Annotated in this window: 22 protein-coding genes; 3 read left to right on the forward strand and 19 right to left on the reverse strand. The window is 41.2% G+C overall.

Translation table 11 applies throughout. The features are described 5' to 3' along the window. Nucleotides 1-123 precede the first annotated feature (123 nt). The 3 genes from hisS to QM810_RS05815 all read right to left on the reverse strand — a co-directional run bounded on the left by hisS (nucleotide 124) and on the right by QM810_RS05815 (nucleotide 3,772). On the reverse strand, nucleotides 124-1,404 hold the full coding sequence (gene hisS / locus QM810_RS05805; RefSeq protein ID WP_414254157.1) for a histidine--tRNA ligase: 1,281 nt from the start codon (nucleotides 1,402-1,404) through the stop codon (nucleotides 124-126). Nucleotides 1,405-1,484: 80 nt separating this feature from the next. Next, nucleotides 1,485-2,732: a transporter gene (locus QM810_RS05810; RefSeq protein WP_414254158.1), complete on the reverse strand. Its 1,248-nt coding sequence runs from the start codon at nucleotides 2,730-2,732 to the stop codon at nucleotides 1,485-1,487. A gap of 188 nt (nucleotides 2,733-2,920) precedes the next feature. Continuing rightward, entirely contained in the window at nucleotides 2,921-3,772 is an 852-nt protein-coding gene (locus QM810_RS05815) for an Rgg/GadR/MutR family transcriptional regulator (protein WP_004250435.1), read from the reverse strand. A gap of 131 nt (nucleotides 3,773-3,903) precedes the next feature. Here QM810_RS05815 and QM810_RS05820 point away from each other — a divergent pair, with 131 nt between their 5' ends. Further along, entirely contained in the window at nucleotides 3,904-4,473 is a 570-nt protein-coding gene (locus tag QM810_RS05820) for an MptD family putative ECF transporter S component (protein WP_178894431.1), read from the forward strand. A 24-nt stretch (nucleotides 4,474-4,497) separates the two neighbouring features. On the opposite strand, the gene QM810_RS05825 is transcribed toward QM810_RS05820, so the two are convergent. From QM810_RS05825 to QM810_RS05885, 13 genes are all read right to left on the reverse strand, one after another. Further along, entirely contained in the window at nucleotides 4,498-5,190 is a 693-nt protein-coding gene (locus QM810_RS05825; RefSeq protein WP_414254159.1) for a methionine ABC transporter permease, read from the reverse strand. Nucleotide 5,191: 1 nt separating this feature from the next. Continuing rightward, nucleotides 5,192-6,253, reverse strand: coding sequence for a methionine ABC transporter ATP-binding protein (locus QM810_RS05830; RefSeq protein ID WP_414254160.1), 1,062 nt, complete (start codon nucleotides 6,251-6,253; stop codon nucleotides 5,192-5,194). After that, nucleotides 6,246-7,619: a M20 family metallopeptidase gene (locus tag QM810_RS05835; protein ID WP_414254161.1), complete on the reverse strand. Its 1,374-nt coding sequence runs from the start codon at nucleotides 7,617-7,619 to the stop codon at nucleotides 6,246-6,248. Before QM810_RS05835 ends, QM810_RS05830 begins: the two co-directional genes overlap by 8 nt. Before the next feature lie 120 nt (nucleotides 7,620-7,739). Further along, nucleotides 7,740-8,594 carry a MetQ/NlpA family ABC transporter substrate-binding protein gene (locus QM810_RS05840; RefSeq protein WP_016466399.1) on the reverse strand — a complete coding sequence of 285 codons (855 nt, stop codon included), beginning with the start codon at nucleotides 8,592-8,594 and terminating at the stop codon, nucleotides 7,740-7,742. Nucleotides 8,595-8,780: 186 nt separating this feature from the next. Beyond that, nucleotides 8,781-11,138 carry a hypothetical protein gene (locus tag QM810_RS05845; RefSeq protein ID WP_414254162.1) on the reverse strand — a complete coding sequence of 786 codons (2,358 nt, stop codon included), beginning with the start codon at nucleotides 11,136-11,138 and terminating at the stop codon, nucleotides 8,781-8,783. Between the two features lie 139 nt (nucleotides 11,139-11,277). Continuing rightward, a complete protein-coding gene (locus tag QM810_RS05850) occupies nucleotides 11,278-12,120 on the reverse strand; it encodes an amino acid ABC transporter substrate-binding protein (protein WP_373113889.1) in 843 nt (280 codons plus the stop codon). A 102-nt stretch (nucleotides 12,121-12,222) separates the two neighbouring features. Then, nucleotides 12,223-12,546 carry an AzlD domain-containing protein gene (locus QM810_RS05855; protein ID WP_373113891.1) on the reverse strand — a complete coding sequence of 108 codons (324 nt, stop codon included), beginning with the start codon at nucleotides 12,544-12,546 and terminating at the stop codon, nucleotides 12,223-12,225. After that, nucleotides 12,536-13,231: an AzlC family ABC transporter permease gene (locus QM810_RS05860; RefSeq protein ID WP_414254163.1), complete on the reverse strand. Its 696-nt coding sequence runs from the start codon at nucleotides 13,229-13,231 to the stop codon at nucleotides 12,536-12,538. Before QM810_RS05860 ends, QM810_RS05855 begins: the two co-directional genes overlap by 11 nt. A 140-nt stretch (nucleotides 13,232-13,371) precedes the next feature. Further along, nucleotides 13,372-13,980, reverse strand: coding sequence for a hypothetical protein (locus tag QM810_RS05865; RefSeq protein WP_414254164.1), 609 nt, complete (start codon nucleotides 13,978-13,980; stop codon nucleotides 13,372-13,374). Between the two features lie 66 nt (nucleotides 13,981-14,046). Next, on the reverse strand, nucleotides 14,047-15,057 hold the full coding sequence (gene tsaD, locus QM810_RS05870) for a tRNA (adenosine(37)-N6)-threonylcarbamoyltransferase complex transferase subunit TsaD (RefSeq protein ID WP_414254165.1): 1,011 nt from the start codon (nucleotides 15,055-15,057) through the stop codon (nucleotides 14,047-14,049). Further along, a complete protein-coding gene (gene rimI, locus QM810_RS05875; protein ID WP_414254166.1) occupies nucleotides 15,047-15,484 on the reverse strand; it encodes a ribosomal protein S18-alanine N-acetyltransferase in 438 nt (145 codons plus the stop codon). Before rimI ends, tsaD begins: the two co-directional genes overlap by 11 nt. After that, nucleotides 15,481-16,164, reverse strand: coding sequence for a tRNA (adenosine(37)-N6)-threonylcarbamoyltransferase complex dimerization subunit type 1 TsaB (tsaB, locus tag QM810_RS05880; protein WP_414254167.1), 684 nt, complete (start codon nucleotides 16,162-16,164; stop codon nucleotides 15,481-15,483). The genes rimI and tsaB overlap by 4 nt, the downstream gene beginning before the upstream one ends. Nucleotides 16,165-16,276: 112 nt before the next feature. Beyond that, complete coding sequence (locus QM810_RS05885) at nucleotides 16,277-16,483, reverse strand: hypothetical protein (RefSeq protein ID WP_414254168.1); 207 nt, start codon at nucleotides 16,481-16,483, stop codon at nucleotides 16,277-16,279. A gap of 272 nt (nucleotides 16,484-16,755) precedes the next feature. On the opposite strand from QM810_RS05885, the gene QM810_RS05890 reads away from it, so the two are divergent. Next, nucleotides 16,756-16,989, forward strand: coding sequence for a DNA-dependent RNA polymerase subunit epsilon (locus QM810_RS05890; protein ID WP_049496700.1), 234 nt, complete (start codon nucleotides 16,756-16,758; stop codon nucleotides 16,987-16,989). 1 nt (nucleotide 16,990) lies between these two features. Next, a complete protein-coding gene (gene rnjA, locus QM810_RS05895) occupies nucleotides 16,991-18,670 on the forward strand; it encodes a ribonuclease J1 (RefSeq protein WP_414254169.1) in 1,680 nt (559 codons plus the stop codon). A gap of 41 nt (nucleotides 18,671-18,711) precedes the next feature. On the opposite strand, the gene QM810_RS05900 is transcribed toward rnjA, so the two are convergent. The 3 genes from QM810_RS05900 to QM810_RS05910 all read right to left on the reverse strand — a co-directional run bounded on the left by QM810_RS05900 (nucleotide 18,712) and on the right by QM810_RS05910 (nucleotide 21,430). Continuing rightward, nucleotides 18,712-19,749 (reverse strand): aldose epimerase family protein, encoded by a 1,038-nt coding sequence (locus QM810_RS05900; RefSeq protein ID WP_414254170.1) that lies wholly within the window; start codon nucleotides 19,747-19,749, stop codon nucleotides 18,712-18,714. A gap of 10 nt (nucleotides 19,750-19,759) precedes the next feature. Then, complete coding sequence (locus QM810_RS05905; protein WP_414254171.1) at nucleotides 19,760-20,926, reverse strand: SIS domain-containing protein; 1,167 nt, start codon at nucleotides 20,924-20,926, stop codon at nucleotides 19,760-19,762. Between the two features lie 99 nt (nucleotides 20,927-21,025). After that, nucleotides 21,026-21,430: a PTS sugar transporter subunit IIA gene (locus QM810_RS05910; protein ID WP_414254172.1), complete on the reverse strand. Its 405-nt coding sequence runs from the start codon at nucleotides 21,428-21,430 to the stop codon at nucleotides 21,026-21,028. Nucleotides 21,431-21,433 lie beyond the last annotated feature (3 nt).

Consider the following 21,433-nt stretch of genomic DNA (forward strand, 5'->3'; position numbering starts at 1 on the left):
GTTTACAAGCTATTTTTAATAATATTCCAGTTTTCCCAACTTTTTATATAAAAATAGTCTTCAATGGTCGGATTTTTTATTAAATAAAAACCAGGAATAAAACCCTGGTTCATTACTTTACTATTAAGAGCCTAATTTTTCAAAGACTTCTGAGAAATTCTTACTAATAGCTTCAAGAGAAACTTCTACTTCTTCTCGAGTTTGGTTGTTCTTGACCGTCACTTGTCCGCTTTCGACTTCACTCTCTCCTAGGGTGATGAGGGTCTTAGCCTCAAAGACGTCAGCTGACTTGAACTGCGCTTTTAGCTTGCGATTGAGGTAATCACGCTCTGCTTTGAAGCCTTGTTGGCGCAATGCTTGTACTAACTCCAAGGCTTTCAGATTTGCTCCTTCACCAAGGACAGCAATATAAACATCTAGGGCGTTTTCGATAGGTAGGGCCACACCTTGCTTTTCAAGAACTAAAAGGAGACGTTCTACACCAAGTCCAAAACCAAATCCAGCAGTTTCAGGACCCCCGAAGTAAGCAATCAAGCCATCGTAGCGACCACCTGCACAGACTGTCAAGTCATTGCCCTCGATTTCTGTGATAAACTCAAAAATCGTGTGGTTGTAGTAGTCCAAACCACGAACCATATTGGTATCGATGATATAGTCTACACCCAGATTTTCCAACATCTGACGGACAACATCAAAGTGGGCTTGGCTTTCTTCATCCAGGTAATCCAAGATAGATGGTGCATTCTCCACTGCTGCCTTGTCTTCTTTTTCCTTAGAGTCCAAGACACGAAGAGGGTTTTCCTCCAAACGACGCTGGCTATCTTTAGACAAGCTATCTTTGAGCGGTGTCAAATAGTCAATCAAGGCCTGACGGTAGGCCGCACGGCTCTCAGGATTTCCAAGGGTGTTGAGATGTAGTTTGACACCTTGAATCCCAATTTCTTTCAGGAAGTGGGCTGCCATAGCGATTGTTTCCACATCCGTAGCTGGATTGCTAGAGCCAAAACACTCCACACCAATCTGGTGGAATTGACGCAAGCGACCTGCTTGTGGACGCTCATAGCGGAACATTGGACCCATGTAGTAGAACTTACTTGGCTTTTGCACTTCTGGTGCGAAGAGTTTATTTTCCACATAAGAACGAACGACTGGAGCAGTTCCTTCTGGACGGAGGGTAATATGACGGTCTCCCTTGTCGTAAAAATCGTACATTTCCTTGGTTACGATATCAGTTGTGTCTCCAACAGAACGACTGATGACTTCGTAGTGCTCAAAAATAGGGGTACGTACTTCTGCGTAGTTGTAGCGTTTGAAGATTTCACGCGCAAAGCCTTCAACGTACTGCCACTTGGCAGACTCAGCAGGTAAGATATCCTGCGTTCCTTTTGGTTTTTGTAATTTCATAGGGAATCCTCTTTCTAACTTAATAGTCCTATTTTACCATAAATGAAAGGATTGGGACAGTGTGAAAAGAAGACGAACACCTAAATTTCGTTTTTAAGATTAAGACTAGCTAGGAGAAGCGCAATCAAGGAAAGTCCAACAAACAGAGCCCATGTTAACTGTATATCCCATACTGCCACCAGTGAAAAACAGGCAGTCCCCACTGGTATAGATAGAGTAAACAACAAACCTAAAAAATTACTGGTACGAGAGAGAACCTCTGGAGCAAGATTTTTCAGCAACATGGAACTAATTTTAGGGGAAATTTTCCCAGAGATATACATGGTAAAAAAGACGAAAATCATCCCGAACAAGACTTGGTTTAACAAATTAGATAGACCAACTAGACTGGCTCCTAATGTGACCCACATCATCAATCTAGGCAAAGATTGCTTCCCAAAATAATCATTTCCAGTAAGGCTACTGATGATAACTGCTAATAAGGTAATCAATTGTAGGATAAACAATGCATCCTTGTAGGAGAAATCCAGTAATGAATGATTTAAAAGGAAGATGTTATAGATACCACCTAAGGCACCACCCAAAGCATTGATAATCAAGATAGCAAAGAGCATAAAACCAAAGTTTTTCTGTCCACTTTTAAGAAAAACGAGACGTAAGTTTCGGTAAATCGTTAAAAACTGATCTTTGATAGAAAGTTTCTCACTTTTCAGTGATTTACTGTCAACAAGTGGAGTTGATAAGCTTATTTCAGCCCTTCCTAAAAAGAGAATGAGAGCTGACACTAGGAAAAATATGGCATTGATTCCTGCTACGAGCGAAAAGTTCTTCGTCGATACCCCTAATAGCCAAACACCGAAAGCTTGGCCGCCAATAGCAGAAATATAGGTAATAAACTGAGAAAAGGAATAGGCCTCCATCAGATCTGACTCTGCTACTTTTTCTTTAACGAGAGGCATTCGCAAGCCCCCAGCAAAATCACTGGCTACATCACTAATGACATTGATGAGACAAAGGGTCGAAAAGGCAAAGAAACTAGCTTGCTGAACAACTAGGGCTGCTAGAAAAAATAAAATTGCCTGAAATAAACCGACATAGGTCATCCATTTTACCTTGTCCCTCGTATAATCTGCCCGAATCCCCACAAAAACTGTAAAAAGAGTTGGAAGCATCATCACAACATTCGCAATGGCAACGGCAACAGAAGCCTCTGGCAAAGTCGAGGCATAGACCACAAATACTAAATTAAAAATGGAAGCTCCAAAAGCATTGAAAAATCGTGATAAGCTCAAAACTCTATATGCTTGATTTCTTAGTAATAGTTTCATATAATTTCCTTTCTTGCTAACATACTACTTTTATGGTAGTTCTAGTATAGCATCAAGAATCCCTCGAGAATATTTTTTTGAATATATGCAACAGGCTAAAGCCCTAACGAAAACGATAGAACTTGCTAATACTAATAAGTATCTTTACAGTCCTATCGTTTCAATTTAATTTATCCAGTTGCAAATACTCAACACTCTATGGCGCTTCTATAATAATCTGCAGATTTGCTACAACCAATCATCTCGAAAATACGGACAGCATCCTCCATTTTTCTCTGCCCATCCTCTACTCTTCCTTGTTTACTATCAAGCAAACCTTCTGCCCATAGGTAGACTATTCGAAAATAGGTTTCATTTTCTTCAAAGAAGTTCTTTTCAATTTGTTTTTTGAAATAGAGGGCATTGGTAAAATCATCAACTTCAATACAGGCCATAAAACCATTGAGGAGCAAGGTGTGCATCATGTTTCGATTTTTTCCAACTCCTTGCAAAAAATCTGACTTCCGCAACATTTCCCGAGTATACTTTGTCAAAAGCTGGACTGATAATAGAGGAGAGCAGAAAGAAAAGAACGAAAGTTCATAGAGTCCCCAAATTTCAACAGAAAATAGATAATCATGTAGGACTCTTTCTTCCTCAGAGGTCAATGTAATCGTCTCATCAATAGCTTTCATATAGGATTTTATCAAAATAGCATTGAGAATATGTTCTTGTTTATCCTTTGAAAAAGGGATTTTTTGGTATTCTCTCTGATAGAGGGTATGCAAAGATGTTAAATCTTTTGGGTTTACGGCTTTAAACAGTTGATTTCTGAATTCAGAATTAGCATCGTGGTGAAAGTCTCTCGCTAAAAATAAGAGTTCTTCTACGTTAGCATGGATATTCTCTAAAGCAGCAAATAACTTTTGAGCAGATATTTCACTCTGACCATTTTCAAAACGCGACAATAAGGATGCTGAAAAGCGTCCACCTGTTGCTTTTCTCAAGGAAATTTTTCTTGATTCTCGTAGCTCTTTAAAAACTTTTCCTAAATTCTTCATCCTCTTACCACTCATCTTTTATTTTTTCCTATTTTACCACATTTCCTAATAAATACTAGTTCCAAACTAGCATTTACAATCTGCCACAGGCATGATACAATGAAAACCATCAGATATACGAAGGAGAACTTATGAAAAAGAATATCTTGACAACTCTTGTGGCTGCCCTTGTCTACTTTCTCTGTATCGGAGTGGGGGTTCTACTAGGAAACCTTATCGACCACACTGGAAATATGTTTTATGCCCCTGCCTTTTCTGCTCTTGTAGGTGGTAGCGTCTATATGATTCTTTTAGAAAAAGTGCCTCGCTTTGGAGCGATTACAACGATTGGGCTCGTTATCTCTCTCTTTTTCCTCGGGAGCAAGCATGGTGCTGGAGCCTTTCTCCCAGGAATCATCTGTGGACTTGCAGCGGATGGCATCGCCCATCTTGGTCATTACAAGGATAAGGTCAAGAACCTTCTTTCCTTCCTAGTATTTGCTTTTGGCACCACCGGTCCCATTCTACTTATGTGGATAACCCCTCAAGCTTATATAGCAACTCTAGTAGCTCGTGGGAAATCTCAGGACTATATTGACCGCATTATGGTCTCACCGAATCTCGGTAATATCCTACTTTTTATCGCAAGTGTCCTCATTGGTGCTTTACTTGGCGCCCTGATTGGACAAGCACTTAGTAAGAAGTTGACACATAAAAGATAAATAAAAAGAGCCGAATGGCTCTTTTTATTTATGACTTAATTTCTTGGTCAAGAAGTCTCCCAAAAACTGAATTGTAAAGATAATCAGGATAATGATGAGCGTCGCAAGGACTGTCACATCATGATTGAAACGGTTAAATCCATAAGCGATAGCTACGTTACCGATACCACCTGCTCCGACCGCTCCCGCCATAGCTGTTTCACCGACTAGTGAGATCAAGGTCACAGTTGTCACACGAATCAAGTCTGGTAGACCTTCTGATAGGTAAACACCTACGATGTCCCAGAAAGTAGCTCCGCTGGCTTGAGCTGCCTCGATGACACCTCCATCAAGCTCTGATAAAACTACTTGAACCTGACGAGCAAAGAAGGCAAAGACTGCAAAAGATAGGGGTACGATAGCTGCATTTGGCCCGATACTTGTCCCTACAATTAAATGAGAGAAGGGTGACAAGACTGCCAAGAGAATGATAAAGGGAACCGCACGGAAGATTGACGTGATCTTGTCTAAAATCCAGAAAACAACTTTATTTTCCAAGACACCACCTGGAGCTGTCAAGACAAGAAAAAGCCCTGCAACCAGCCCTAGGAAACCTCCAATGATGAAGGAAAGAACCGTCATATAAAGGGTCAAGTAGATTGCTGTTCCCCAACCAGCTTGACCAGACCAACCCATCTTGTAGACGTTTGGTAAGTAAGATTTAATTAATTCTGCCATCTCACTGTCCTCCCTTCAATACTTTTAGTTGCACACCAGCCTGACGGATGGCATCTTGAGCACTTGCCAAGGCTTCTTTTTCCCCTGACAAGACAACCACAAGCTCACCCACAGGAGTGCCGTCAAGAATTTCAATGTTTCCATAGAGAATATTGGCTGTTACTTGGTAGTGCTTATACAATTCATTCAGAAGTGGTTCATCTGTAGAAGTGCCTGCATACTTGAGTTGTACCAAAATGCTATTTTCAGATAAGTGCTCCACGATTTCTTGCTTTTCAATCTTGACCATAGCTTCATCGATACCTGTCGCCGTTGAGATAAAGTCCTGGGTCAATGGTTGCTTAGGATCTGAGAAGATTTCAAGAACGCTACCCTCTTCAATCAGACGACCATCCTGCATCACTGCTACACGGTTAGCAATGTCTTTGACAATCTGCATCTCGTGTGTAATCAGGACAATGGTCAAACCTAGTTTACGGTTCAATTCTTGCAAGAGTGACAAGATTTGTTTCGTTGTCTTTGGATCAAGAGCTGAAGTTGACTCGTCTGAAATCAAGATTTTTGGATCATTGGCCAAGGCACGCGCAATAGCCACACGTTGTTTTTGACCTCCAGATAATTGTGAAGGATAGTTTTCGGCACGATCTGCAAGACCAACCAAATCCAATAACTTAGCTACTTTAGCCTTCTTTTCTTCCTTGCTGAGGCCAGAGTGTTTGAGGGCAAAGGCTACGTTTTCCTCTGCTGTTTTCTGGCTCATTAGGTTAAAGTGTTGGAAAATCATCCCGATATCTTGACGTTTATGGCGTAATTGCTCAGCAGTTAAGGTAACCTTGCCATCAAAAATTACATCATTATCTACAGTAATTCGACCTGCAGATGGTTTTTGCAAGAGGTTAATAACACGAACTAGGGTTGATTTCCCTGCTCCAGAATATCCAACGATTCCGTAGATATCCCCTTCTTGGATGTGAATGGTCACATCCTTGACCGCTGTGATGGTTCTTTTCTTTTGGTGAAAAGTCACGTCGATCTGATCTAACTTGATAATATCTCTACTCATAGCTTCTAATCAGCTCCTCTACTAATTCAATATGGGTGTAATAATCGGCGATTCGCACATTTTCATCTCCACCATGGTCTCGGCTATTAGCATTTCCTAGACCAAAGGCAACCATCGGTACTTCTAAGGCATCGAATACCGTATGCATAGGACCTGTCCCTGCAGTTGTCGGTAAGACAGATACGCCCTGTGGATAGAATTTCTTGGCCAGCTCAATAACATTGAGAATAGATGGTGCACTCATATCGCTTCGATAACTCATCTCACCCAAGGTATAGTACAATTCTACCTTATCAAAACCGTTTTTGTCTAGTTGTTTTCGGATTTTCTCCAAAACATCATGGGGTTCAAGCCCTGGAACCAAACGTACTTCTAGCTTGGCTCTAGCCTCTGCTGGCAAAATCGTTTTAACTCCTTGGCCTTGATAACCAGACTGAATTCCTTCTATATTGAGCGCTGGTTCAAAGAAAAAACGTTTTAGAAAGGCTGTACGTTCCTCTTGTAAAAGTGGCAATTCCAAGCCATAAATCTGACTGATTTCCTCTGGATTGCGTTGGGCATAGGTTTCAACCAAGGCCAACTCACGTTCATTAGGCTCCTGCACATGTTCGTACAAGCCTTCAACTAAAATACGCCCATCCACAGCCCTCAAACTGGTCAAGGCTTGAATGAGATACCAAGGCGCTGACTCCACAACACCTCCATAGCTAGAATGGATATCGACGTCTGCACTCTTGACCTTGGCATCAAAGGTTACAATCCCCTTGTTCCCACCAGAAATTTCTAACTGTTCCAAGGCATTCTTGGTACCTTGTTCCCAGACCAATAAATCTGCACCACGAAGTTTGTCCGCATGTTTTTCTAGATATTTGTCCAAATCCATAGAGGCCGATTCCTCTGCCCCTTCCATGATGAAGCTGATATTGACTGGTAGATCATCATGGTCCTGCATGTATTTTCTCAGAGCACTCAAGCGAGCAGTGATATGCCCCTTGTCATCATCAACCCCACGCCCGTACATGATGCCATCACGGACAGAAAGCGTAAATGGATCCTCTGTCCAGATCTGGTCACTATCCGCAGGTACTGTATCATAGTGGTTGTAGAAAATGATAGTCTTGGCATTTGGTCGTGCACTTTTGAAATGTGCCATGACAAAAGGCGCCGTATAGCTCTCGTCAATCTCAACTTCTGCACCAACACGTTTAAAAATCTCACCTAGATAACGAGCCACCTCTTTCAGGCCGACTTGTTGGGCAAAGACTGATTTTTTAGAAATCAAGGTACGCAAAACTTCAAAATAATGTTGCGCTACATGATCCTTTTCAAACTTTTCAATTTGTTCTTCTTGGCTAGGGAAAACCATTTTCTCTCTACCTTTCTACTAGGACTTGTACCTTTAGAATCAATACAAGCTGATTTCATTTGTTTTAGGCTCTATATAAAAGCAAGAGGTGGAAAAATCTCTCCCACCTCCCTGTGTTTATTACCAAACTGGTTGATCCAAGCCGTCTGAAGTTTCTTCGATGACTTTTTTCACTTCGTCAGTGTGGTAAGCTGCGATAATTTTCTTGATTGCATCAGCTTTAGGTGATGATTCCCAATCTTTTTTCGCAACGATGATGTTATACCATTGTTTTGAGTTTTCGTCAGCTTGCTCTTTAAAGAGTGCTTTCTTGTAGTCCAATTTTGCTTCTGTAACAAAAGTGTTGTTGACAACAGCTGCATCAACTGATGTCAATGAACGAGCTGTTTGGCTAGCATCCAACTCAGTAATTTTCAAGTTCTTTGGATTTTCTTTGATGTTTGCGATTGTAGCAAGTTCAGTTCCTGAAACATCCAATTTAATCAAACCTGCTGATTGAAGAAGGTAAAGGGCACGGCTTTCGTTAGTAGCATCGTTTGGAATTGCAATTTCACCGTTATTTGGGATTTCTTCCACTTTAGTATACTTGTTTTCTTCACCGTTTTTACCTGAGTAAAGGCGGATTGGTGAGATATAAGTATCTGCAATCGCTACAAGGTCTTTACCGTTTTCTTTGTTCCAGTTGTTCAAGAAGTTGTAGTGTTGGAAAGCGTTCAAGTCTACTTCACCATCAGCAGTTGCTTTGTTTGGTTGTGAGTAGTCTGTAAACTCTGTGAATTCCAATTTAATTCCGTCTTTTTCAACCAATTCTTGGACTTTATCCCAACGCGCTTCTTCTGAACCGCTACGGTTAACAGTTGCAATTTTAACTGTAGTTGTATTGTCCGCTTTCTTGTCTGAATTTCCGCAAGCTGCAAGTGTAAGGCCTGCTACTGTAGCGATTGCTGCTACGCTTAACCATTTTTTGATTTTCATGATTCTTTCTCCTTTAAAAATAATACCGTAATAGTATCTCATACTTTATTTGATTTAGCAAATTGTTATTAGATAGGCAGACATATAGTTTGAAACTATACATATTAAGCTAATATTAAACTACATTCTCATCTTTACTTCTACATAAAAAAGCCATCTAGCTGATTGCTAGATAGCTTTTAAGATTTATTTACCTTGTCTTCTGCGTCGTGTTACGATGCCAGCCAAGCCGAGACTCGCAAGTAAACCGTAAACTCCAAACAGAGTCGTTTGTTCATCTACACCTGAGTTTGTTCCTGTATTTGGCAATGCTTTAGTAGAAGCTGTTTTGCCGAGTTTATTAGCTTTTGCTCCTTGAGGTTTGTCAGCAAGTTTACGAAGATCAAATTCTGGAAGTTGGTCTTGAATTGGTGCATTTTTTGGTAGTCCAATAATAATTCCGTCTTTTTCACCAACTCTTAGCATATTTTCAGCTTCAAGTACATCTAATAAAGCTTGTAGTTTCGCTTTAGCTTCCGCTAGGGCTGCTTGAGCCAATTTCAATTCAGCCTCTGCTTGATCACTAACTTTCTGTGCATTTGCTTTATCAGTTTCTGCTTGCTTCAAGGTTGCTTCTAAGTCTGAAGCTTGACCTTTCAAGGCTTTTGCTTTATCGCGTTTTTCTTCTGCATTTTTAATGGCTGTAGCCAATTCTGCTACCTTGGCTTGCAAGGCTTTTAGATTTTGACTTGCTTTAGTTGCCTCTTGTGATTTTGTAGCAACTAAGTCAGCTTTTGCTTTCGCATCTGCAGTCAAGGATGCCAAATCAGATTTCGCTTGTTCCAAGTCCTTTTTAACTTGTTCACGAGAACTTACTAAATTATTGGCTTGTTTATTTAATTTATCCAAGGTTGCTAACAAGTCAGCTTTTTTATTTTCAGCAGCTACTTTTTTAGCATCTTTATCAGCTTTTTCTGCTTGCAATGATGCAAGTTCAGCCTTAATGTCAGCAGATTTGTCAATAACTGTTTTTTCAACGTATACAAAGTGATGCTCAGGCAAGAACTTCATACGTTTGCCATAGAAAGTCGGATGCAAAGGATCATCTTCATTAAAGGCATGGAAATTAGAACTGTATTCCTCCACAGTTTCAGGTGAATAGGCATTACTTGTATATGTATAATAAATGTTATTAGGATTTTTTCCTTCAATCGTTCCTTGGGCAACTCCTACTTTCCCTCCAACCGGTGTAAGAAGGGCTCTGCGGTGTCCGTAGTCGATTCCTTTTATATTATTAAAGTCTGCATACCAAGCTAAAAGGGATTCATAAGCAAACTGTTTATAACTCATAATCTTATCGTAATTATAAATCGTTTGACCATTTTTAACTTCCACAAAGTTTGGTCCACCATCGGATCCAGGAATTAGATATTTCATTCCAATATTTTCTACACGAACATCTTCTCCATCTGGGTGTGAGAACTTGGTATCATGGCTTAAAACTCCAGTGGTAGCCATTTCATTTGAACGTTCTTCTGCATGTTTGATGTAGGCTTCATCTAGAGCTAAATCTTGTGTAACACCATTAGCGCGACGGAGTTCATTTGCTACCTCAATGAAAGCTTCAGTCAATTTGCGATTATCCACAACAAACTTAAAGGTTGGTCTAGCTTTATATTTATGGTTGACTTCATCATATGGGTTTGCATTATAATCAGCCAGCGCCTTAGTGAAGCGTTTCATTTCGTCAGTTGCTTCCACTTCAACTTCACGAACACCTTGGAAGGCAACATTTTCCATCAAAGGATTACCTGAGGCGTCTTTAGGACGATATTGTTTGTTATAGTCATAACCATCCTCAGATGCTGGAGCTTTACGGCCTTGTTCTTCTGGATTCAAGGCTTTTTTCAAAACTGTTGGTTTGTAATTGTCAAGTTCCTTTTGTTTATCTGCTATCTTATTCGCTACTTCACTTGCTGCTTTAGTCTGTTCTTGAAGAGACTGCTCTGCCTTTTTAACCTCTTTTTCTGTATTAGAGATTTGATTTTTAAGACTTTCATCAGTCATACCATCTAGTTCAGCTTGTTTAGCTTTTACCTCTGCCGCTTTAGCATCACGCTTTTCATTGGCAGATTGGCTAGCTTCTTTAGCAGCAGTTTCTGCAGATTGAGCTGCTGTTGCTGTAGATTCTGCATTTGCCAAAGCTTTGTCAGCTTCTGTTTTTTCAGCACTCTTCTCAGATGCTACTTTTGATTCTTCTTCGATGATAGCATCAGCATTTTTAGCGATATTGATAGCTTCTTTGGTCTCAGCAACCTTTTTATCAGCCTTTGCTAAGTCCTTTTTAGCCTCCGCTTCTTTTGAAGCTTTTTCATCTACAGACGCTTGAGCTTTCTTAACTTCCTTTTGCGCATCTGTAATCTGTTTTTCAGATGATGATTGTGCGACAGCTTTTTCCTTACCATCTACTGGTTTTTCATTAGCCTGAACCTCATGATTCATTGCACCCGCTGCTAACAAAGCCGCAGCTAATGTAAATGAGGATAAAAACTTTTTGTGTTTCATAACAATCTCCTTTAAATGTATTATTTAATATTATAAACCATTCCGATGGCCTTTGTCAAAGAATATGAGGTATTCCAGCCGCTTTTTTGAATGTGCTTACATAAAAAATACCCCTGTCACTAACAGAGGTAGTTTTTAACTATTTAATGTCAGCTTCTGCTGGGAGGTAAGAACCACCGAAGAATTGTTGAGACAATTTTTCAAGAGTACCGTCTTTGTATAGTTCTTGGATGCGTTTGTCTACAAATGATTTCAATTCATCTTGACCTTTTGCAAGAAGTGGGTATACGTAAGGTTGTTGGTCGCTTGGAAGTTCGATGACTTTCAAGTTATCCAAACCTTGGTTTTTGATAACTGTTTCAACACCGATTTTATCAAAAATCTTGTAGTCGAATTGTCCGTCGCTCAAACGTCCCATAATTTGTTGGAAGTCAGCTTTTGTATAGTTAAGGACAGTTGGGTTATCTGTATGTTGTTTGTTGTATTCTTCCAACTGTTTAGCTGATGTTGTTCCTTGTACGACTTCAGTAGATTTTCCACCGATGTCATCAAGTGATTTGATGCTGTTGTCATCTTTCTTAACTACAAGAACGTTAGGGTTTTTAGCAGTTGGTGCTGCGTAAAGATATTTTTCTGCACGTTCTTTAGTGTAGCTGATGTTGTTAACCGCCATTTGGTATCGATCTGCGTCAAGACCTGCAAAGACACCTGACCATTCTGTCTTTTCAAACTTGACATCATATTTGTCAGAGTCTTTAAAGATAGCACGAACAACTTCGATTTCGTAACCAGTCAACTCACCATTTTCTTCATAGTTAAATGGTTTTGGTGAAGCGTTGGTTGCAACGATAATTTCTTTCTTACCAGATGTTGCTTCACTAGTTGCAGCATCTTTCTTCTCACCACCTGAGCAAGCTGCTAATGCACCCGCGGCAATAAGCCCTAGGGCAGCAAGTGATGAATATTTAACGATTTTTTTCATGATATTTCCTCCAAAATAAAATACAGTCTAATCTTAACAGAAAAATTAGGATTGCGCCATTATATGATTTCTATATTTGTGATAGGTTTTCTTTATGGCTGATTAAAAGACCAAACGTAGGACTGCTATCAAGACCACTCCAAAGAGAACCGTCCCCACCAGATTGCGGTAGCGAAAGGCTACAAAGGCTGTCGGAAAGACTGCTAAAAAGTCCAACCATTTTATCTGTGGGAAACTTTCAACTTTTCCTGTAACTACACTTGAAAGAATCAAGGCGAAGATAATAGAAACCGGGAGAAATTTCAAAAAGCGTTCGACAATAGGCGGCAACCCCTTGTACTTAGCAAGGATGAAAGGAATCATTCTCGGAATCCAAGTCACCAAGCCAGAAAAGACGATTGCCATTAAAATATACTTACTGACCATCCAAAATCACCCCCATGGTACAACCCAACAAGGTCGCAAATAGGACAGCTAGCGACTGAGACACTACTGTCAAGAGCACAAAAAAGGAAACAGCAACAACTCCAAGAATGATGAAGAGATTGCGTAAGGGAATCCGTTTTTGCATAATTTGAAACTGGGAAGTGAAAATCCCGATAAACATTCCCACTAGGGCAAAATCTAGACCAAAAACTTCCGGATTTGGCAAAAGGCCACCTAGAGCAGTTCCGACAACTGTTCCCAAAAACCAAGAAATATAGCTATTGAGATTGTTTCCATGCATCCACATAGGGTTGACATTATCCGTATGAACTAGCTCTCCCATCAAGACCCCGTAAGTCTCATCGGTCAAGAGACTGGACATTCCGATATTATGCCATAAGCTAGTATGACGGAAATAGGTCGACGCATGCAAACTCAGCAAGAAGAGACGCAGATTAATCAAAAAGACCGTCATAGCAATGGCTGCCACAGGGGCTTGAACTGCTATCAAGGCTATCATGGCAAACTGAGCACTCCCCGCATAGACAAAGAGGCTCATCAAGCCCATCTCTACAGGGGTTACATAAGGGGAACCGATAATGCCACAAGCAAGACCAATGCTAACATAGCCCAGAGCCGTTGGCACCGCAGCCTGCACACCATCCCAAAATCCTTTTTCTTTCATAAACCTCCTCACTATTCATTCCTTCATCAACTGCTTTCCAGACAGTCACAGCAAAAATTATTATAACACATTCAAAGAGGAGAAAACAGTCTGGAATTTGAAACTAATAGCAAGTATCAGCCCCTGAACAGTATGGTTCATTATGGATACATGAGAAATTGATCAATTCGAATTCTATACTTATAGCCTTCATTTTTTTCAGTATATTCATCTTCTATCGGGTAGACATCAGCCCAGAGCTCTCTCCTTTGGCCTTGCAATTTGACTTTATAGCGATAGCCATCATCGTATAATCCTACTGTCTCGGTAGTTACGGATTTGAAAGTCGGAAGAGCTTCAATTTCTTTTTTTATAGTCTGGGATAAATTGTAGAGCGCTACTTGTTGCTCCATTTTTGAAGCTACAGGAATATGAACTGTCACTTCTTCCAAGCGATGTGATTTTGAAAATGTGAAATCTGCTCGACCTGTATAACCATTCAATGCAATATTTTCGTAATGATAGAAAAGCCGGCCTGTTTTATAGAAATAAGGATCCCTTGCATGCCAAGTGTCCCGATAGGCGATTTCCGTTTCTTCTATCACTTCATCAGCTTCTCCAAACACTTTTTCAAGAGATTTGAGGGGCATATTGAATGACAGTGACTCAAATAGAATCAATTGTGTCTTTGGAATATGCTGGCAAGCTGACATACAAAGCAATAAAGCTCCAAGAGCAAGCACAACACTCATTGTTTTTTTTAATCTCATATTTCTACTATACTAAAAAACTCGGGCATTTGTCCAAGATAAAAGAGCTAACCCTAGGCTAACTCTTTATTCCATGGTATCAAAAGCCAGGCTAGGTTTGGCATTTAGCTCCAAGCCTGCAAAGTTTTCTTTGTTCCACTCGCTAACGCTAGCGTAGGCAATCATTCCTGCATTGTCTCCGCACAGTCGCAGAGGAGGAATGACAACCTTGACATCTGTGATTTCAGCTGCTAAGCGTTCTCTAAGACCTTTATTGGCCGCCACACCACCAGCCACGACTAGGGTTTTAACAGGATATTTCTCCAAGGCCTTCTTGGTTTTTGCCATGAGAATATCCATGACTGCTGCTTGGAAAGAGGCAGATAGGTCTTCCTTAGATAAACTTTCTCCCTTCTGCTCGGCATTGTGGTGCAAATTGATAAAGGCAGACTTCAAACCTGAAAATGAAAATTCCAGATTATCCTCCTTAATCATGGCACGAGGGAAATCATACACATCCCGACCTTGATGAGCTAACTCATCAATCTCACGACCTGCTGGATAGGTCAAACCCATGACACGGCCGACCTTATCATAGGCCTCACCAACTGCATCATCACGTGTTTCGCCAACAATCTTGTAATCACCAGCCTCAGACACATAGACCAACTCTGTGTGTCCACCACTGACTAAAAGAGCTAACAAGGGGAATTCCAAAGGCTCCACACTTTGAGCTGCCATGAGATGACCAGCCATGTGATTCACAGGAATCAAAGGAAGGCAATGTGCCCAAGCAAAGGCCTTGGCAGCTGACAAACCAACAAGCAAGGCTCCGACCAAGCCTGGTCCGTAGGTAACCGCCACAGCTGTCACATCGTTTTCAGTAATTCCTGCTTCTGCTAACGCCTCCTCGATACAGGCTGTAATGACTTCAACATGGTGGCGGCTAGCCACTTCTGGCACCACGCCACCAAAACGTTTATGACTCTCAATTTGACTAGCAATGACATTGGACAAGAGCTCATCGTCATTTTTCAGGACGGCGACACTGGTCTCATCACAGGATGTCTCAAATGCTAAAATATATCTATCCTTCATCTATTTCTCTCTTCATGATAATGGCGTCCTCAACTGGACTATGGTAATAGGCCTTTCGCTCAGCGATGACTGCCATTTTTTCTTTCTTGTAAAATGCTTGCGCTCTTTGATTTGACTTTCTGACTTCGAGGAAAATCTCCTTGTCCGTCGGTAAAGTTGCAAACAAGTCTGATGCTATCCCCTGTCCTTGATAGGCTTTTTTGACAGCAATTTGCAGGACTTCTGCTTCAAAAAGATTCTCCTGAATTGCTATAAAACCTATCACTTCTTCCCCATCATAAGCTAGAGCATACCAAGTCTGGTCTTGAGACAGGTCTGCTTGGATTTGTTCCAACGTCCAAGGACTGACGGGATAAACATCCGTCATCACTTCGTAGATAGCTTGTGCCACATCAGGCTGCTGTTGGATTCGTTTGATTTCAATCATAGGCGTTTGATGTAAGATTCTCCAGACTCGGTGTGATTCTTGAGCCAGTTTTCCTCAGCTTCTACACGCTTGAGGTAATTTGGCACAAAGTCATGCAAAGAGTCTGCTTCCTTATCCCAAGCCCAAAGAGCTAGATTTGCTGCATTTGGTAAGGTTTCTTGATAGTTAGCCTGTGGTAATTGCTCTTGAATCTGCTCGACAAAGGGACCCACTTCACCGACAAAGGTTACCTGGTCAGCATCCTTGACTTGCTCAAGGACTTCCGCAAAGGACAGATGCGCTTCTGGAAAGACATGTTGAGCATGTTCATAAAATCCTGCGTATACATTGTTACGGCGTGCATCCATCAAAGGAACAACCAGACCTTCCTGTTGATTCGGTACCAGGGCTAAAAGGCTAGACATCCCTACTAACTCAATGTTTAGGGTATGAGCCAGGGTCTTGGCAGTGGCTACTGCGATTCGCAAACCTGTATAACTACCTGGTCCCTCTGCCACGACGATTCGATCCAAATCCTTGGGCGTCAAATCTAGACTGGTCATCAAAAAATCGATGGCCGGCATGAGGGTAATGCTGTGATTTTTCTTGATATTTATCGTAGTCTCGGCAAGAAGCTGCTTATCCTCTAAAATAGCTAGAGAAAGAGCCTTGCTGGACGTATCAAAAGCTAATACTTTCATAACACATTCCTATCTTTTTGTCTGTTTACTATTATACTACAAAAGCCGACACATGGGAATTTTCTTTGTTTCCAAACAAAATTGTCCTGCCAAACAGACAGGACACAAATACTCAAGAATTCAAACCAAAGTAAAACACAAACCAGACCACATAGGTCACAAGAAGAAGGAAAAACGAATACAGAGTCACGAAGCCAATCTTCCAAATGAGTTTGGATTTCTGATACTCTAGCCGAGTATACAAAACATTTCCTCCGTAAACACAGGCAACGAATGCCGCAAAGGCCAGAAGACGAATGATAATAGCTAGTTGAAACATATCGCACCCTCCTTAATAAAGAAAAACCTCTTTTCTATCTTTATTATAGCATTTGAATCTGAGGTCTTCAAATACTTATACAAGGTAAAATGAAACGCATTTCAAGCTCCTTACTTTCATGTTTCCTGCTTTTACTAATTCCCCTTTTTATGTTATAATTGAGATAATTGTAACGAATCAAGGTCAATACAGGCAGAAAATGAAATAGAAACAAACAGCTTCAAGCTGGTAATTTTTTGAATACAGCTGACCTGAAAACAGAAAGGAAACACATGATTTACAAAGTTTTTTATCAAGAAACAAAAGACCGTAGCCCACGTCGTGAAACAACACGCTCACTTTACTTAGACATTGATGCTAACTCAGAACTTGAGGGACGTATCATTGCCCGTGAACTTGTTGAAAAAAACCGTCCAGAATTCAACGTTGAATATATCGAGCTCTTGTCAGACAAATTGCTAGACTACGAAAAAGAAACTGGCGCATTCGAAATTACGGAGTTCTAATATGGCCTATACTCTTAAACCAGAAGAAGTGGGCGTTTTTGCCATTGGTGGTCTAGGAGAAATCGGTAAAAATACATACGGAATCGAATATCAAGACGAAATCATCATCGTTGATGCAGGGATTAAATTCCCCGAGGATGATCTTCTTGGTATCGACTACGTTATCCCTGATTACTCTTACATTGTCGAAAATATCGACCGCGTCAAGGCTCTCTTGATTACCCACGGACACGAGGACCATATTGGTGGGATTCCGTTCTTGCTCAAGCAAGCAAATATCCCTATCTATGCAGGTCCACTAGCCCTCGCTTTGATCCGTGGAAAACTCGAAGAGCATGGTCTTTTGCGCAATGCTACACTTCACGAAATCAACCACAACACTGAGTTGACCTTTAAAAATCTTAAAGCAACTTTCTTTAGAACTACTCACTCTATCCCAGAACCTTTGGGTATCGTCATCCATACACCTCAAGGGAAAATCGTCTGTACGGGTGACTTCAAGTTTGACTTTACACCAGTTGGTGAACCTGCAGACTTGCACCGTATGGCAGCCCTAGGTGAAGACGGAGTGCTTTGCTTACTCTCTGACTCGACAAATGCTGAAGTGCCAACCTTTACAAACTCTGAGAAGGTTGTCGGCCAGTCTATCATGAAGATTATCCAAGGTATCGAAGGACGTATCATCTTTGCATCCTTTGCCTCAAATATCTTCCGTCTCCAGCAAGCAACTGATGCTGCTGTTAAAACAGGTCGTAAGATTGCTGTCTTTGGTCGTTCTATGGAAAAGGCCATTGTCAACGGAATCGAGCTTGGCTACATCAAAGCGCCAAAGGGAACCTTCATCGAACCAAATGAAATCAAAGATTACCCTGCGGGTGAGATTCTTATCCTCTGTACGGGTAGTCAGGGTGAACCTATGGCGGCTCTCTCACGTATCGCTAACGGAACTCACCGTCAGGTGCAACTCCAACCTGGTGATACGGTTATCTTCTCATCTAGCCCAATTCCAGGAAACACCACTAGCGTCAACAAATTGATTAATATCATTTCTGAAGCTGGTGTTGAAGTCATCCATGGTAAGATTAACAACATCCATACATCTGGACACGGTGGTCAGCAAGAGCAAAAACTTATGCTCCGCCTCATCAAACCAAAATACTTCATGCCTGTTCACGGTGAATACCGCATGCAAAAAGTCCACGCTGGACTTGCCGTAGATACTGGAGTTGAGAAGGACAATATCTTTATCATGAGCAACGGTGATGTCCTTGCCCTTACTGCAAACTCTGCTCGTATCGCAGGTCACTTCAATGCCCAAGACATCTACGTCGATGGAAATCGGATCGGTGAAATCGGAGCAGCAGTCCTAAAAGACCGCCGAGACCTATCCGAAGATGGTGTTGTACTTGCTGTCGCAACGGTAGACTTTGAGTCTCAAATGATTATTTCTGGACCAGATATCCTTAGTCGTGGTTTCGTCTACATGCGCGAATCTGGCGACTTGATCCGTCAAAGTCAACGCATCCTTTTCAATGCTATTCGTATCGCTTTGAAAAACAAGGATGCCAGCATCCAATCTGTCAATGGTGCTATTGTAAACGCCATTCGACCATTCCTTTACGAAAACACTGAACGTGAACCAATCATCATTCCGATGATTCTCACACCAGATGAAGAATAATAAAAAATTCTCTGAAATCCTATGACTTCAGAGAATTTTTATTATTTAACAACGATTTCATAACGTGTTTTGCTTGTGAAAGTTTCACCTGCTTTGAGGATCACTTGATCTTTAAAATCACTATGAATAGCATCTGGTAAAGCTTGCGCCTCAAGAGCAATCCCATTATGTTGAATCATTGGTTGACCAGCGATAATGACACTCTCATCCACAAAGTTAGCTGTGTAGACTACAAAGCAAGGTGCTTCTGTCTTGAAGAGCAGGAAACGACCTGATCCTTGGTCATAGAGGAAACCAGCATTATCATGTCCTGCAGGAAGAGCAAATGGATGGTCCAATCCAGATACGAGTTGAATCTGCTCATCTTCGTCTGCAAAGATATCTTTCAACAAGGCACCATTGTAGATATGCTTAACCACGTCACGATTAGCATCTGGAGTTTTAGCTGGCACACCGTCAGGAGCGATTGGGTAAATACCTTCTGTATTCAGTTGGAAAACATGGCGATCAACCGTCTGAGTGAAATCCCCAGACAAGTTAAAGTAACTATGGTTGGTCGGATTGACCAAGGTATCCTGGTCCGTCGTCACCTTATAGCTAACTTCGTAAGCACCATTTTCTTCCAAGCGGTAGCTGATCCAGATTTTAAGATTTCCAGGGAAACCTCCTGTACCGTCTGTTCTTTCTGTGTAAAGAGTCAAACCATGGTCGCTGACTTCAACCAATTCAAACAAGCTAGAATCCCAACCTGTCGAACCGCTGTGGTTACAGTTGCTAGCGTTGTTGACTTCGAGTTCATAGGTTTTCCCATTCAATTCGAATGTCGCACCTGCGATACGACCTGCAACTGGTCCTACACTCGCTCCATGTTTAGGACTGTTACCTACATAGCTGTCAAAATCATCAAAGCCTAGGATAACATTGGCAAAATTACCAGCCTTATCAGGAGTTACATAGCGTAGAATCGTTGCACCATAGGTCATGATTTCTAGTTGGTAGCCTGCTTCTGTTTCAAAGCGATAAGCGACAACATCCTTGTCATCAACTTTCCCAAATACACGTTCTGTGTATGTTTTCATCCTTTTCTCCTTATTTTTTGAATTCGTGAATAATAACACCTTGAACGACGCGGTTTACTGTACCTGTAGGGGATGGTGTATCAGGTCTGTTGCCAACCTTAAGCGAAGTCAAGAGAGCAAATAGTTGACCATAAACAATATAAGGGAATACACGGTAAACGTCATTCAAGACACCGCCACAGCCAAGTGCTACTTCCTTAACGTTTTCAAGACCAAAAGCTTGATCACTCAAGAGAACAACGCGACGAGCGATTTGATCCCCTGCAACTTCACGAACCAAGTCTAAGTCGTACTTACGAGTATATTCAGTTGTAGTACCAAAGACTAAAACTACAGTATCTTCATTGATAAGAGATTTTGGACCGTGACGGAAGCCGACTGGACTTTCATACATTGTCGCAACCTGACCAGCAGTCAATTCCAAAATTTTCAGTTGTGCCTCATGAGCAAGTCCGAAGAATGGACCTGCACCTAAGTAAATCACTCGGTTAAAGTCTAGGTCAACCAACTCTTTCACATCTGCCACATTGTCAAGAACTTTACGAGCAAGACTAGAAAGCACTTCAAAACGTTCAACTTTAACAGCAAATTCTGTTGGATCAAAAACTAAGAGAGCTGTTAGCATCATTGAAGTAAAGCTCGATGTCATAGCAAATCCAGCATCATTAGAAGCTGCCGGTTGCAAGAGCAAGAGGTTGCGATCATCACCATGAGCTTGAAGTGCTAATTTCCCTTCAGCAGCACAAGTGATTGTTACTTGATAAAGCTCGTCAACTAGAGCCTTAGCCAAATCAACGGTTGCTACACTCTCAGGTGAGTTTCCACTACGTGCAAATGATACCAAAACAGTTGCCACATCTTTTTTCAAATAAGTTTGTGGGTTTGCAACGATATCTGTTGTCGCAATAGCATTGAAATTCCATTTACGTTCGTCATAGACTTCCTTGAAGTATGGAACCAAGGTATCACCTACATAAGCCGAAGTTCCAGCACCAGTCAGGATAACCTTGATGTAGTCATGTTTATCTGCAATCCCTTGCAAGAATGCAGCAATTTCATCACGGCGGGCTTGATAGGATTCAAAAGCTTCCTTCCAAACATCTGGTTGTTGGTAAATTTCGCGTGTGGTGATCTCTGCTCCCAACTCAAGCAAATCTTCTTTTGTATAATCTAGCATTGAAAACCTCTAATCTAATATTGTTTCATGATTGAAAACATGGGAATGGGAGTCGCTCCCATTCCCATGTATATTTTTTATAAGATGGTTTGTGACATCTTATTCATCTTCATCGTCATCGAAGCTAGCCAATAAATCATTAACTTTCACAATGCTTTCTGAAGCACGACTCTTATAGTCCGCATCAATGCCTGTTAGGCTTGCATTGATAAATTCAATAACCATTGGAAGGTTCATTCCTGCATAAAGTTCAATGTCACGACCTTCCATAATCAGACGGCTCACCACGTTACATGGTGTTCCACCAAGAAGATCTGCAAAGACTATGAAATCATCCAATCCTTCAATAGCAGCTTCAAATTTAGCAGTAAATTCTTCTGGTCCATCTTCTGGAAGAAGAGCCACCGCATGAATGTTGTCTTGTGGTCCCATAATCATTTCTGTGCTACCTTTAAGTTCTTCACAAAAACGACCGTGACTCACTAAAATCAATGATTTAGTCATAAA

Source organism: Streptococcus infantis (assembly GCF_047464155.1).
GTDB classification, from domain to species: domain Bacteria; phylum Bacillota; class Bacilli; order Lactobacillales; family Streptococcaceae; genus Streptococcus; species Streptococcus infantis_U.